Below are 14225 nucleotides of genomic sequence, written 5' to 3' on the forward strand. Positions count from 1 at the left end.
AATGTATAAATATCAGATAATTATACGATCTTCTTCATGTCAGCCATGTGGCCACGTAGCACTTTACCGATCGCTTCAACTGGGTGAGAGCGTAGTGCTTCGTTAACTTCGATTAGGCGAGCGTTGTCTACGCCAGTATCAGCAAGGTCTAGACCTTTACCGATAACATCAGTTTTGATGCGTTTCATGAAGTCGCCTAGTAGTGGTAGGCAAGCGTGGTTGTATAGGTAGCAGCCGTACTCTGCAGTATCAGAGATAGTTGCGTTCATTTCGTAAAGCTTCTTACGTGCGATTGTGTTAGCAATCAGCGGAGTTTCGTGTAGAGACTCGTAGTAAGCAGATTCAGCGATGATGCCTGCAGCAGTCATAGTTTCGAATGCTAGTTCAACACCCGCTTTAACCATTGCAACCATTAGGATACCGTTGTCGAAGAACTCTTGCTCAGAGATCTCTACGTCGCCTGCTGGAGTTTTCTCGTAGTTAGTCTCAGCCGTTTCTGCACGCCAGCCTAGTAGGTTCTTGTCGTCGTTCGCCCAGTCTTCCATCATCACGCGAGAGAAAGTACCGTCGATGATGTCATCTTGGTGCTTGTTGTATAGCGGACGCATGATAACTTTTAGCTCTTCAGAAAGATCGAATGCTTTGATCTTAGCTGGGTTAGATAGACGGTCTAGCATGTTAGTTACGCCGCCGTATTTAAGAGCTTCAGTGATTGTTTCCCAACCGTACTGGATAAGCTTAGATGCATAACCAGCGTCGATGCCTTCTTCAACCATTTTGTCGAAGCAAAGGATAGAACCAGTCTGTAGCATACCGCAAAGGATAGTCTGCTCACCCATAAGGTCAGACTTAACTTCAGCGATGAAAGAAGACATTAGAACGCCTGCTTTGTGACCGCCAGTACCTACAGCGTAAGCTTTAGCTAGTGCAAGACCTTCGCCTTTAGGATCGTTGTCTTCGTGTACAGCGATAAGCGTTGGTACACCGAAACCACGAACGTATTCAGCACGTACTTCAGAACCTGGGCACTTAGGAGCAACCATGATTACTGTTAGGTCGTCACGGATCTGCATACCTTCTTCAACGATGTTGAAACCGTGAGAGTATGATAGGCAAGCACCTTCTTTCATTAGAGGCATTACAGCTTCAACAACAGGTGTGTGCTGCTTGTCTGGAGTAAGGTTAAGAACTACGTCAGCAGTTGGGATTAGTTCTTCGTAAGTACCAACAACGAAACCGTTCTCAGTAGCGTTTTTCCAAGACTGACGCTTTTCAGCGATTGCTGCTGGACGTAGAGCATAAGAAACGTCTAGACCACTGTCACGCAGGTTAAGACCCTGGTTTAGGCCCTGTGCACCACAACCGATAACAACCATTTTTTTGCCTTTAAGAGCTTCAACGCCATCGCTGAACTCATCCATAGACATAAAACGACATTTACCCAGCTGTTCTAGCTGCTCACGCAGTGGAAGCGTGTTGAAATAGTTCTTAGACATTTCTACATTCCGTAATAAATAAAAAGTCGGTTAACCGACATGTTTGTTATAGCGTTACTCTAAAAGATAAAGGGTATCGCGTAAAATGATATATATGGTTTGCTCTGTTGCGTTTCTTGCAACGATTAATCCCATACAAAGTGAGGCAATAATAGCGCTTTATTAGCAGGTATCCAGCTTAAATAGATGAAAACTGTGCCTGATTGCCGAATTTGCTCATAACTGTATGTTTAATAAACAAAAAGTGGACTTAATACGATTAATTTTGCATATGCGTGAAATAGTGCTTGCTAAAGGTGCAGGGGATCTATAATATTCGCCCCACATTGATGCGGGGTGGAGCAGCTTGGTAGCTCGTCGGGCTCATAACCCGAAGGTCGTTGGTTCAAATCCAGCCCCCGCTACCAAACATAGAAAAAGCCGATTTAGTTAATTCTAAGTCGGCTTTTTCGTTTCTAGGGTTTAGTAATTTGAGAGGAGCAGCTTGGTAGCTCGTCGGGCTCAGCTCTTGTAACCCCGGGCGAAGGTCGTTGCTTTAAATCCTGCCTCCGCTACCAAACATAGAGAAAGCCGATTTAGTTAATTCTAAGTCGGCTTTTTCGTTTCTGGGGTATTGTAATTTGCGTGGAGCAGCCTGGTAGCTCCTCGGGCTCAGCTCTTGTAACAACGGGCGAAGGTAGTTGGTTTAGCAATTACGAAGTCATTACCATCTAGCACGCAGAGCGCAGCCTGAAAGGTGGCAATAGCCAATCAATCCGTTCCCCGCTATCAAAATTTGGACGGCAAATTAGTTAAATACTCACCTACTTTTCTTTATTCTGGCTCACCGCATTTCTCTTGTCTAAATTTGCTTCATTCAATAAGGAGTTTATTTATCTTTTCCTGAATATGCTTGTGAATTCGTTATCATTGATGGCGAAATGGCTGCACATCAGAGCCGCTTAATAAACATCTGTCCCAGATGACTTGATCCTAAGGATTTATCGCGCTTACCTATATATTTTCATGAAAAACTCAAACTAGGCACCATTACCCTCATACTCATTAGGCTAGACTAATAATGGTTTAGGTAATAATCAGTGCGTTCCTATGTCATTTAAAACTCAGTTTATAATCTTCGTATTTTCATTGTTTATATTTTTCTGGCGCTACAGCATGTGAATTAATCATGGGGTATCGTACCAGTGAACGCTTGCCTTTAATCAATGCGGCACCAGATAACCGGGGGCTCTATCTTGATTTGTACAGCGAAGCGGCAAAGCGAATAGGCTGTGAACTTAAAGTTAGCCGTTTACCCAAGAAGCGTATCCTGCAGGGAATCCAGACTGGGCAGATAGATTTCTACCCGGGTTTTACTTACAGCCCCTCGCGGGCAAAATATGTGGCTTTCTTCGAAAATGGTCTAGAAACTAGGATTAGCTTTATCTCATCAAGTAAACTTGCCAACGTGACTGATTTACACGAAATGAGTGGCAAACAATTAATCGTCGCGAATGGGGGGGCAACATTCGGCGCTGAAAAATTGGGCGTGCACATTACCTTTATTGAAAATTTAGACCTGAACCGTGCGATTAATATTATCCGTGAAGGCAGGGCTGATTTCTATCTATATCATCGTGATACTTTGCTTTACTATCTGAAAATGAATCCTAGCGTTGGCATGCGCCTTCACAGCTGTTGCGGTACATCTCGACCTATGCATCTGGGTTTTTCGAAAGTATCTAAGCACTTTCAGGCCAAACATAATCCTGATTATGACCCTGGCCAACCTATCTCATCACAAAATGATGATGTATTACCGGCAACTGATAGTGTGGTAGCAAGATTTGTTGAGAGTATCCAGCAGCTAAAGAAAGAGGGTACATTGCTCGGCTTTTTGCATATTATTATGAATAAGCAGTAAAGCTGTGTGCCATATTGTTACATCTGATCTAGTGATAGTTGATTTGAATTTATTTGAGTACCATTTAGTAATCCATCGTTCTTTGAACGCCTTTAAAGCACATCCTTTCTAGAGATTAATTATGGTATTTACTTTACATTGCTGAAGCGTGTACTTAATAGTCATAACTAATATGGAAGGCTTATAACCAACCGATTTTGTTAACGTTAGGTCGGTTTTTTGTTTATCAGCCTTGTATATACTGAGTCATTGTCTTGAAAAACATAATGGCTGCCGATGAGCTCCCCAGTCGCCATGACTATCTTCAAAACGACCGGGTAGTGGTTCACCACAGCCTTTGCAGCATCCTGATTCTAGGTTCCATTCCCCTAATTGATACCAATCACGTTCTATCAAACGTAGTCCGCACTTGTGGCAGTAGGTTGAGCTACCGGCAGTGTCATGCACGTTACCCGTGTAAACATATCTCAAACCGTTTTTTATCGCTATATGTCTCGCGCGCGTTAGGGTTTCTGCTGGGGTGCGAGGTTTATCCAACATTTTCCAATCAGGGTGAAAAGCAGAGAAATGCAATGGGATGCTGGGGCCAAGGTTGTCATAAATCCATTGTGACATCGCCTCGATCTCTTCATCACTGTCATTTTCATCAGGAATAAGCAGTGTAGTGATCTCAAACCAGACAGAGGTTTCATTATGAAGATACAGAAGGGTGTCGAGTACGGGGGCTAGGCTGGCTCCACAAATCTTTTTGTAGAAACGTTCTGAAAATGCTTTTAGATCGATATTTGCGGCGTCCATATATTCAAAAAAACGAGGTCGAGCGATATCAGTGATATAGCCAGCGCTGACAGCAACCGAGTTGATTTGATATTCATGGCAAGCAATCGCAACATCTTCAGCGTATTCGAGAAAGATGACTGGATCATTATAGGTATACGCGATTGAGCGACAATGATGTTCCTGACAGTATTTTGCTAATTGTTCCGGGCTGGCTGCATCGGCAAGCCTATCCATCTCTCGGGCTTTGCTCATATCCCAATTTTGACAAAACTTGCAGGTGAGGTTACAGCCGGCTGTACCGAAAGATAATACTGGAGTTCCCGGTAGGTAATGATTTAGTGGCTTTTTCTCTATAGGATCTATACAAAATCCACTTGAGCGCCCATAAGTGTATAGGCGCATCCGGCCACCTTCATTACCACGTACAAAACAGAGACCACGTTGTCCGTCTGATAACTTGCAAAAACGTGGGCATAGATCACATTGAATTTTGTTTTGTTCAAGTTCATGCCAGAACCCCACTTCAATGACACTCATACTGGGTTCCTATTTGGGTAATTAATCGCTGATGTTTTAAAAACTTTCGTAACTTATTTTCTATACTTGAAGAGTAGGACGGCCCGTGAATGTTAGCAATCAAACTAGTTTCATGTGCTCTTGTTAAATGGGATATACCACGGAGAAGCTTATGAATACTCGTCAGCCAGCCGTGTCCGGTTTGTTTTACCCAGATGATGCTAGAGAATTGGCATGTGAAGTAGATACTTTGTTACGGCAAGAGCAGAGAGAAGTGATACCGAACTTAAGGGCTTTAATAGTCCCTCATGCTGGGTATATTTATTCAGGAAGTGTCGCGGCCGCAGCTTTTAGCTGTATCTCATCAGATGCACAGTTTAAGTACATTTTATTAATCGGGCCAAGCCATCGAGTAGCATTTCAAGGTATGGCCGTTCCTTTGGCTGATCAATTCAATACACCACTTGGTAATATCTCTATGGCTGCGGATAGAATCAGCGAATTAGTTGATAAAGGCTGGGTTACTTACAATGACCTAGCACATACACAAGAACATAGTATTGAAGTCCAGTTGCCATTTATTCAGCAAGTCGATATTCAAGCAGATTTAATTCCTGTTGTAGTCGGAAATGCATCGGCAAGTGAGGTTGCCAGATTGATTTTGCCTGCATTACAAGATCCAGAGGTGCTAACTGTAATTAGTACCGATTTGAGCCATTATCATTCTTACGTCAAAGCGAAGTTAATCGATGAAAACACTAATCAACGAATTATTGCAGGTGACACAGATATTCGAGGTGATGAGGCGTGCGGTCACATGGGCCTTAATGGTTTACAGTGTGCACTAGCTTCCACAGATTTTAAAATACATCTGCTTCAATCCTGTAATTCTGGAGATAGTGCGGGGGATAAGAGCCGTGTTGTAGGGTACGGTGCTTATGCCATCTATTGAATTTAGTCATGAGCAGCAAAAGCTAATGATTGAAATCGTTCAAGATTCAATTGCCTCCAAACTTGAACTGCAGCCAAAAAGTAAGCCAATAAACTATGATTCAATTTCCAATTTGGCTTGGCTGAAAAAGCCAGCTGCAACCTTCGTCACTCTATCAATTGATGATGAATTGCGAGGTTGTATCGGAACATTAGAAGCAAGACGGTCTTTACTTAAAGATTTACAGCGCAATGCTGTGAACGCAGCATTTTATGACTCTCGGTTTGAGCCTGTTTCTGTAAGTGAATATGCGTCACTTTCTATTCACATATCTGTTTTAACGGCACCAGTAGAGTTAAGCGTATCAAACGAGAAAGAGCTGCTGGGCTGCTTAAGGCCACGAATTGATGGGCTACTAATTGAAGAAAGAGGGCATCGAGCCACTTTTCTACCTCAAGTTTGGCAACAGCTACCTACAGCAAAGGTATTTCTACAGCGTTTGAAGTTAAAAGCGGGTCTACCGGAAGATTACTGGAGTGATAATATGCGTTTTTTCATTTATCAGGTGGTAGATGTGGTTGATCATGATGTTGAAAAGCACTCCAGAAAATAATAATTGTTGTTTAATTAAATCTTAAATTAGTAGTTTAGATAATCGTCACTTTCGGTTTGTCTTCGTTGTTGTTTTAGCTCTGTCGCCGCTGCAGCTTTCTTCAGCTTATCTTCACTCCACATAGACACTTCAGAAGGTTTCATGCCTTTAGAAACCATAGTGCCATCACCTGGTCGGGTGATCTCTACCTGCCCATGTTCGTTTTTTATGTAAACCCCTTTACCTTCCAACATAGTTACATCCAGTGCATCTGAGAAGATCATCCCTCCCCAGAACTCCGTGCCACGAACTCCAATAGTCGCTAATGGTGTGTGTATCTCGAATTTTGGCTGCGCTTGTTTACCTATTGAGCCGGTTAGGGTTCTAAATGCTCCTTTCAGCATTTTAAAACTGACGTCTGAAGTTTGGTTTTTTTTATCAAATTGATATTTGGATAGCTCAAATTGGGTGTTTTCGGCCAGAGATATAGTGGTTTTATCAGCTAGCTTGATCAAAATCTTACTACCAACAGGGGTGATTAAAACGTCTTCAATAAATAGGGGATCATTTCTTTTGATGAAAAGATGCTGATTCTGGCGTTCTACAAGTGGTTTTCCTTGGATAAGCACAACCTTACCAATTTCATTATCGGCAGCCACAGGATTGGAAATAAAACAGAACAATAACAGGAGAATGCGTGAAAAATTGGATAGAAGTGACATCTTAATGCTCCATGTTCTTTGAGTCAGATAAGCAAGGTACTTAGAGTTAATTGTTACATCAATCCTGAAGATGGCAATTGAATCTCCATTTGTTGATTTTGTCATAAAGTGAAGTTTGTTCTTTTCATGACACCAATTTATTTCTTGCCTCAAGAAGTTTTCGTAACTCAATTTACTCTAAACAACATACAATTTTTGCTGTTACTTTTTGTGTTACCCTCAGTTAATTAGAAGAAAATTACTTAACAGTTAAGAATGGAATCGTAACTATGGTCATAATCCCAACTGAGAAGAAGTTTGACTGGCGAAGGCCTCCCTTGATTCTTTTCTTCTTGATTATTTTGAATGTATTCGTGTTCTTTTTCGCGCAAGATAAAGACGAAGGGATGATTAATGATGCGCTTAATCATTACTCAGAACTTCAATATTTCGATGCAGAATGGGAAATGTATCTTAGCTACCTCAAAGAGGATGGGGTGGCGGGCAAGCAGATAGCTGAATATCAGAATCTGCATCAATCTGGGAACAAGCTTGAGTTAAGTTACTATTTGCTAAGTGACTTAAATTTCTTTGAATATCTCCGCTATAACCAAGTTCGCTTTAATGAACCAGGCAACGGTGATTATTGGCTCAATCGTACTGAGCTGTATGATCTAATATCCAGCACAACGATTTTTGGCCATGGTTTAAAACCAAAAGCATTATCGCCCCTTGATTTGGTTACCTACCAGTTTCTGCATGGCGATTTCTTCCACTTGATAGGCAATATCTTTTTCTTGGTTATTTTTGGTTTTGCCGTTGAGGCCGCCATTGGTCATCTCCGCTTCTTGCTTTTTTATTTGCTTGGCGGAATCGCCGGAGGGGTGCTTTTCTTATTTGTTAATTCGCAAAGCCCAAGCGCTTTAGTCGGTGCCTCAGGCTCAATCTCTGCGGTTATGGCGATGTATTTAGGTGTATTCCGCTTTAGGAAGATTGAATTCTTCTATTGGTTCTTCATCTTTGTCGGATTTACTCGAGCACCTGCATTATGGGTATTAGGGCTTTATATTACTAACGAGCTTTATCAGTTTGCCACTGTAACCGACTCAAACGTTGCTTTCATGGCGCATACTGGCGGATTTATCGCTGGCGCATTGTTAATTTTTACGACGCTTCTAGTTTCACCCCAAGTGCTTGATGAGGAATACCTAGAGAAAGATGATGGCCAAGCTAAAGATCTCAAAGCGCGTGACAAGATCTACCATTTACTAGGCAAGTTCTCTTTTACGACCGCAATGTCGGCAATTGACGATTTCGAAGAAAAGTTTGGTCCTGACTTTGAATTAAGGCGTGTTAAATATGAAATTTTAAAGGCTCAGCATAATGATGATTATCGATCAGTTGCTCTGACTCTCTTAACCTACGAAAAGCCAACAGCTGAAGAACTCGATAAGATTGAAGAGCTATGGCATTGCAGCACTTTTGCTCAAGAAGAACTTAAAAATGATGAATTGTTGCAGTTGGCATGGAAAATGATAACGCTCTCAAGTCTTAAAACCTCTGAAGAAATATTTACCATGCTTTATAGCCGAGGAATCAAAACGGAGGAGCTTAGTCATTTAGCGAGGAAATTATCGCTGGCATTTGGTGAAAGGGAACACGAAGCCAAATGTAAACGCTATGCAACCGCTGCGGATGAAATTTATGAGCGCAGTCGTCGTGGTTTATTTAATTAGTCATTAGGGTTTATATGGATCATTGTAAATACCACCCTTTAAAAGAATCAACTTATCACTGCAGTGCTTGTCATCTTAGCGTATGTGATAGCTGCATTGATGAGTCAGATGATGAAATTCGTTGTGTCTGCTGCGGTACATCTGTAGATAGCTTAGGTGCGGGGGCTAATATTGAGCCTTTTTGGCGCAGGTTGGATCTGGCATTTCGATATCCGATGAATACCCAAGTATTGATGCTTATTTTAGGTGCATCAGTACTTTCAGCCTTAGGCGCATTTATTGGCGGTTTAATTGGTTTTATTCTTTCGCTATTGGTCGCTGGCGTAACTACTAAATTTAGTTTCCTTTGCTTACAGCAAACTGCTGATGGCAGTATGAAAGCACCTTTAGTCGCTGAAGCTTATAGCGGCGGCGTTAAAATGATCATTCATATCATTGCCATTTTTTTAGCCATTGGGTTGATAATGCTGGCAGTTTCGAAGACGTTTGGTGATTTCGTCACGACTTCCTTTGCTATGTTTTGGTTATTTTCACTTCCAGCAGTTTTTATTAACTATGCGCGTTTTGAAAGTATAGGCGCGGCGATCAACCCAATTGAGTTGGTTAAATTGGTGTGCAGATTAGGTCGATCCTATCTCATATTGCTTGCTTTTTTGCTGATCATGATTGCATCGGTTGCGACGCTCAATCAGCTTTTTCCTGATTTCTATTTCTTTTCAAACATATTGGAAAGCATTACCTCTTATTACTATCTAATCGTGATCTTTCATCTGATGGGCTACCTATTGTTCCAGAAGCAACGTGCTTTAGGCTTTGCTAGCCGGTTTGATGAAGATGAGACGCAGATTCGAACAGATAAGTTGCATTTTATGGACAAGGTTGAAGTCCTCACGAAAGAGGGGCGTTTTGAAGATGTGTCTTATGAATTCAAACAGGGCATCAAGAAATTTCCGAAAGAATTGGAAATCTTCAACCGTTACTTTGATTATTTGTGTGCAACACATAATTCAGCAGAAACTAGTAAATTTATGCCGGCTTATCTTGAGTGCCTTAAGCAATCCAACCATGAGTCATTGATACCGGTGTTAATCCAACGCGTTTATCAATACGACCCTGACTTTAAATTAAAAGACCCATCGGCTCGTCATGAAATTGCTAAACACTGTTTTGAAGCAGGTAAACACAAGTTAACAATTAAGTTACTGAATGGTCTTCATCGAGATTTCCCTCAGTACGAAGACAAAGTTCAGGCTTATGAGTTAATGGCCGATGCGCTAGAGGCAATGCCGGGAAAAGCGCAACAAGCTGATAAATTCAGGGAGATGGCAGCCAAGATGGCTGAAGCTCAGTAGTAGTTGCGGTCAGTAGAAGGTATTAAAGAAAGGAGCCGAAAGGCTCCTTTTTTGTTTTGTTAGTTCATTCGTCGCTCAAGACCGGCTTGGGCCATGATTCGTGTAGATATCTCTTCAATTGAGAAGTTTGTGGTGTTGATCGTTGAGATATTTAGTTTCTTAAACAGTCGCTCAACTTCACGTACTTCGAAATCACACTGATCAAGTGAAGCATAACGGCTATTCGGGCGGCGTTCGTGACGAATTGCAGAAAGCTGGAATGGATCAATCGTCAGGCCGTAAAGCTTATGTTTATGTTCCTCTAGTACTTCTGGAAGACGATTAAACTCCATATCTTCTTCAGTCAAAGGGTAGTTTGCTGCACGGATACCAAATTGCATCGCCATATAAAGACACGTTGGCGTCTTACCGCAGCGGGATACACCAACAAGAATGATATCTGCGTTGGCGTATTGGCGTGTTCGCGCACCGTCATCATTATCGATTGCAAAGTTTACTGAATCGATTCTGTCTTTGTAGCGAGTGCGCTCAACTATACCGTGGGATTTACCTACGGAATAATTCGAGTGAGCATCAAGCTCGTTTTCTAGAGGTTTTAGGAAGCTTGAAAAGACATCAATCTTAAAGGCATTCGATTCGGCAATAATATTACGAATATCTTCATTTACGACCGTATCAAAGATCAAAGGGCGAGTGCCATGTTCCTCGGCAATTTGGTTGATCTTCTGGACGGCCTCGCGAGCCTTTTCAACGTCATCGATGTAGGGAAGTGTAATTTGTTCGAATTCAATACTATCAAACTGAGCAAGCAAACTATGCCCCAATGCTTCTGAGGTTAGACCTGTTCCGTCTGAGATAAAAAAAGCTGTTCGTTTCATTGTTTACTTACAATCTGCAACAAAAATATATGGCTGACTATACCAGATGTAGAGCAGGGTTGTGGCTATGATCTGCAGCCATATTTCTGTGACTGGTTATGATTTCATCAATAGTCTGATTGTCATCAAAATAATCCACCATATATGCGCTTTTTTCAGGGGATTTTTGCTGCTGAGTGCAGTAAGATCTCACCATTATTAGAAGTAATAACTATACACCAGAGTAGGAGATATACAGTTGCAGAACTATGTACTGCGCCTAGATCAGGTAGGAATGAATGACGTAGAAAGAGTAGGCGGTAAAAACGCTTCTCTTGGTGAAATGTTACAAGAACTTACTGGCGCGAATGTGAAAGTGCCAAATGGTTTTGCAACTACGGCTGATGCCTATCGTGACTTCCTAACTCATGGCGGTCTAGAAGATAAAATTAATGCCAAGCTAAAAGAGCTTGATACCAATGATATCCAAGCACTTAAAGAGACCGGTAAAACGGTTCGTGATTGGATTATGGATGCAGAGTTTCAGCCAGAGCTAGATCAAGCGATCGAAGCGTACTGGGCTGATATGTCTGCTGACAACCAAGACATTGCTGTGGCGGTTCGTTCATCTGCAACGGCTGAAGACCTTCCTGATGCTTCTTTTGCCGGGCAGCAGGAAACATTCTTAAACGTTCGTGGTCTAGCCAATGTTAAACATGCGATCAAAGAGGTATTTGCATCTCTCTATAACGATCGTGCTATCTCTTACCGTGTTCACCATGGTTTTGAGCACAGTGAAGTAGCGCTTTCTGCCGGTATACAGCGCATGGTTCGCAGTGAAACAGGCTCTTCCGGTGTAATGTTTACGTTGGATACAGAGTCTGGTTTTAACCACGTAGTTTTTATTACTTCTGCATACGGCTTAGGTGAAACCGTTGTACAAGGCGCGGTTAACCCAGATGAGTTTTACGTATATAAGCCAACCCTAAAAATGGGTGCACCAGCAATTATTCGTAAAACGATCGGTTCTAAAGCGATCAAGATGGTCTACTCTGAGCCGGGTTCAGACAATCCTGTATCCACTGTTCAAGTCGATCAGTCTGAGCGCCTGCAGTTCTCCATCGATGATAACGATGTGCAGCAATTAGCGAAGATTGCCATTGTGATCGAAAACCACTATGGCCGCCCAATGGATATTGAGTGGGCTAAAGATGGCGATACGGGCGAACTATTTGTCGTTCAGGCGCGTCCTGAAACTGTTAAGAGCCGCAGTAATCAAGCGGTAATTGAGCGCTACCTACTAAAAGAAACCAGCCAAGTACTTGTTGAAGGCCGCTCTATAGGTCATCGAATTGGCTCTGGTAATGTACGTATCGTCCATGACATTAATGAAATGGAGAAAGTACAGCCGGGTGAAGTGCTGGTTACTGATATGACAGACCCAGATTGGGAGCCTGTTATGAAGCGTGCAGCTGCTATCGTAACCAACCGCGGTGGTCGTACTTGTCATGCTGCAATTATTGCCCGTGAGTTAGGTATTCCAGCGATCGTGGGTTGTGGTGATGCAACGGATCAGTTTGTTGATGGTCAACTCGTTACAGTTTCTTGTGCCGAGGGTGATACGGGTCGAGTTTATGCTGGCAAACTAGATTATGAACACCAGTCCAACAGCGTAGAATCGATGCCTGATCTACCTTTCGAAATCATGATGAACGTGGGTAATCCTGATCGTGCATTTGATTTCCAGGCTCTACCAAACGCAGGTGTTGGTCTAGCGCGCCTTGAATTCATTATTAACCGCATGATCGGTGTGCACCCTAAAGCATTGATTAATTTCGATCAGCAGCCACCCGCACTGCAGCAGACTATATCTCGCCGTATTTCAGGTTACGACAGCCCAGTCGATTTCTATGTAGATCGTTTGGTTGAAGGTATTTCAACACTGGCTGCCGCTTTCTATCCTAAGAAAGTGATCGTACGTATGTCTGACTTTAAGTCAAACGAGTACGGTCATCTAATCGGTGGCGATGCGTTTGAACCAAGTGAAGAGAACCCAATGCTTGGTTTCCGTGGGGCAGCACGATACATCTCTGAAAACTTCCGTGATTGCTTCGAACTTGAATGTCGTGCTCTTAAGCGTGTACGCGATGAGATGCAGCTTACTAACGTTGAAGTAATGATCCCGTTTGTGCGTACTCCTGGTGAAGCGAAACAGGTTGTTGACCTGCTCGCTGCTAACGGTCTGAAACGTGGTCAGAATAGCTTACGTGTGATTATGATGTGTGAGATCCCATCCAATGCATTACTTGCTGATGAATTCCTAGAACACTTTGATGGTTTCTCTATTGGCTCTAACGATTTAACTCAGTTAACACTGGGCTTGGATCGTGATTCCGGTGTTATTGCGCACCTATTCGATGAGCGAGATGAAGCGGTTAAAAAGCTGCTTTCCATGGCTATTTCAGCATGTAAGAAGCAGGGCAAGTACATCGGTATTTGCGGCCAAGGCCCATCCGATCACCCTGATCTAGCTCGTTGGTTGATGGAGCAGGGAATTAGCACCGTATCTTTGAACCCTGATTCTGTTCTCGATACTTGGTTCTTCTTGGCAAACAATCGAGAAAGCTAAAAGCTGTTATAAATCAAAGTGCTATTAAGGTTTCTTAATGGCGCTTTTTTCTTTTGAAAGACATGAAAATAGTTTCAAATCAGCACTTCTTACAGCCTGATAAAAGCCTACAAACAATGCAGTACCAGCCCCAACGAGATGTGCTTCACTAAATACCTCCCAACCGTGAGTTACAAAAACTGTGTCTTGCATAAATATCTCGGCAATAGTTTTACCAACGATCGCTATCAACGGTAGCCAAGCGATAAAGCCTTTTTCCTCTCTCAACCATTGCCATGCTGCTAAACAGATAACAGTGTAGAGGACTCCAGATAGACCACTGTATCGCGCTATATCGGTTAGTGGTGATAGTAGATAGATGGATAGGGTAACTAGGCTTGAAAGCAATCCATATGTAAATAGCTTTCGGTCACGATTCTCTAAATACACTCCTGCGGCGGCAAAGGTTAACAGGTCCCAAAAAAGGTGCTCTGTAGAGCTATGAACAAAATGGGCTGTAATTAAGCGCCAGTATTGTTGTTGCTCCGTAATTAGGGCGTAATCAAAGCAAAGCCAAGAAAGCATAGGAAAGCTAAAACTTAGTATTCCGATACTCAAGACACTGACGAACATAGATAAGGTGATCAACGGTGTTTTTGTTGGCTGTTCATTACCATTAAGGCCGCTATATGAATTACAACCGCCCCGAAGGGCAGTTGTGATTGTAGTGAACAAACTCATCATCATTTAGTT

The 14225-nt window shown here is 42.4% G+C and carries 11 protein-coding genes and 1 tRNA gene; 7 read left to right on the top strand and 5 right to left on the bottom strand.

The genetic code is table 11. From position 1 onward, the window contains the following. Nucleotides 1-20: 20 nt before the first annotated feature. Complete coding sequence (ilvC, locus tag ACMXYO_RS08510; RefSeq protein WP_415888053.1) at nucleotides 21-1496, bottom strand: ketol-acid reductoisomerase; 1476 nt, start codon at nucleotides 1494-1496, stop codon at nucleotides 21-23. A 330-nt stretch (nucleotides 1497-1826) separates the two neighbouring features. Here ilvC and ACMXYO_RS08515 point away from each other — a divergent pair. Together ACMXYO_RS08515 and ACMXYO_RS08520 are read left to right on the top strand one after the other, a co-directional pair. Next, nucleotides 1827-1903: transfer RNA gene (locus ACMXYO_RS08515), tRNA-Met, on the top strand. 761 nt (nucleotides 1904-2664) lie between these two features. Next, nucleotides 2665-3399 (top strand): substrate-binding periplasmic protein, encoded by a 735-nt coding sequence (locus ACMXYO_RS08520; RefSeq protein WP_415888054.1) that lies wholly within the window; start codon nucleotides 2665-2667, stop codon nucleotides 3397-3399. 246 nt (nucleotides 3400-3645) lie between these two features. On the opposite strand, the gene amrS is transcribed toward ACMXYO_RS08520, so the two are convergent. Beyond that, a complete protein-coding gene (gene amrS, locus ACMXYO_RS08525) occupies nucleotides 3646-4716 on the bottom strand; it encodes an AmmeMemoRadiSam system radical SAM enzyme (protein WP_415888055.1) in 1071 nt (356 codons plus the stop codon). 151 nt (nucleotides 4717-4867) lie between these two features. Here amrS and amrB point away from each other — a divergent pair, with 151 nt between their 5' ends. Further along, a complete protein-coding gene (amrB, locus tag ACMXYO_RS08530) occupies nucleotides 4868-5647 on the top strand; it encodes an AmmeMemoRadiSam system protein B (RefSeq protein WP_415888056.1) in 780 nt (259 codons plus the stop codon). 25 nt (nucleotides 5648-5672) lie between these two features. Further along, on the top strand, nucleotides 5673-6239 hold the full coding sequence (gene amrA, locus ACMXYO_RS08535; protein ID WP_415888057.1) for an AmmeMemoRadiSam system protein A: 567 nt from the start codon (nucleotides 5673-5675) through the stop codon (nucleotides 6237-6239). A 26-nt stretch (nucleotides 6240-6265) separates the two neighbouring features. Here the strand turns inward: amrA and ACMXYO_RS08540 are convergent, their stop codons facing one another. After that, nucleotides 6266-6940, bottom strand: coding sequence for a FecR domain-containing protein (locus ACMXYO_RS08540; RefSeq protein ID WP_415888058.1), 675 nt, complete (start codon nucleotides 6938-6940; stop codon nucleotides 6266-6268). Between the two features lie 269 nt (nucleotides 6941-7209). On the opposite strand from ACMXYO_RS08540, the gene ACMXYO_RS08545 reads away from it, so the two are divergent. Beyond that, nucleotides 7210-8655, top strand: a complete 1446-nt coding sequence (locus ACMXYO_RS08545) for a rhomboid family intramembrane serine protease (protein ID WP_415888059.1) — start codon at nucleotides 7210-7212, stop codon at nucleotides 8653-8655. Between the two features lie 14 nt (nucleotides 8656-8669). Continuing rightward, nucleotides 8670-10007, top strand: a complete 1338-nt coding sequence (locus ACMXYO_RS08550) for a hypothetical protein (RefSeq protein ID WP_415884709.1) — start codon at nucleotides 8670-8672, stop codon at nucleotides 10005-10007. A gap of 59 nt (nucleotides 10008-10066) precedes the next feature. On the opposite strand, the gene ACMXYO_RS08555 is transcribed toward ACMXYO_RS08550, so the two are convergent. Beyond that, nucleotides 10067-10885: a pyruvate, water dikinase regulatory protein gene (locus tag ACMXYO_RS08555; protein ID WP_415884710.1), complete on the bottom strand. Its 819-nt coding sequence runs from the start codon at nucleotides 10883-10885 to the stop codon at nucleotides 10067-10069. A 238-nt stretch (nucleotides 10886-11123) separates the two neighbouring features. On the opposite strand from ACMXYO_RS08555, the gene ppsA reads away from it, so the two are divergent. Next, a complete protein-coding gene (gene ppsA, locus ACMXYO_RS08560; protein ID WP_415884711.1) occupies nucleotides 11124-13493 on the top strand; it encodes a phosphoenolpyruvate synthase in 2370 nt (789 codons plus the stop codon). A gap of 24 nt (nucleotides 13494-13517) precedes the next feature. Here ppsA and rrtA read toward each other — a convergent pair whose 3' ends face one another. Then, nucleotides 13518-14213 (bottom strand): rhombosortase, encoded by a 696-nt coding sequence (gene rrtA, locus ACMXYO_RS08565; protein ID WP_415884712.1) that lies wholly within the window; start codon nucleotides 14211-14213, stop codon nucleotides 13518-13520. Nucleotides 14214-14225: the final 12 nt, after the last annotated feature.

This window comes from Neptuniibacter sp. QD37_6 (genome assembly GCF_047778085.1).
Classification (GTDB): Bacteria; Pseudomonadota; Gammaproteobacteria; order Pseudomonadales; family Balneatricaceae; genus Neptuniibacter.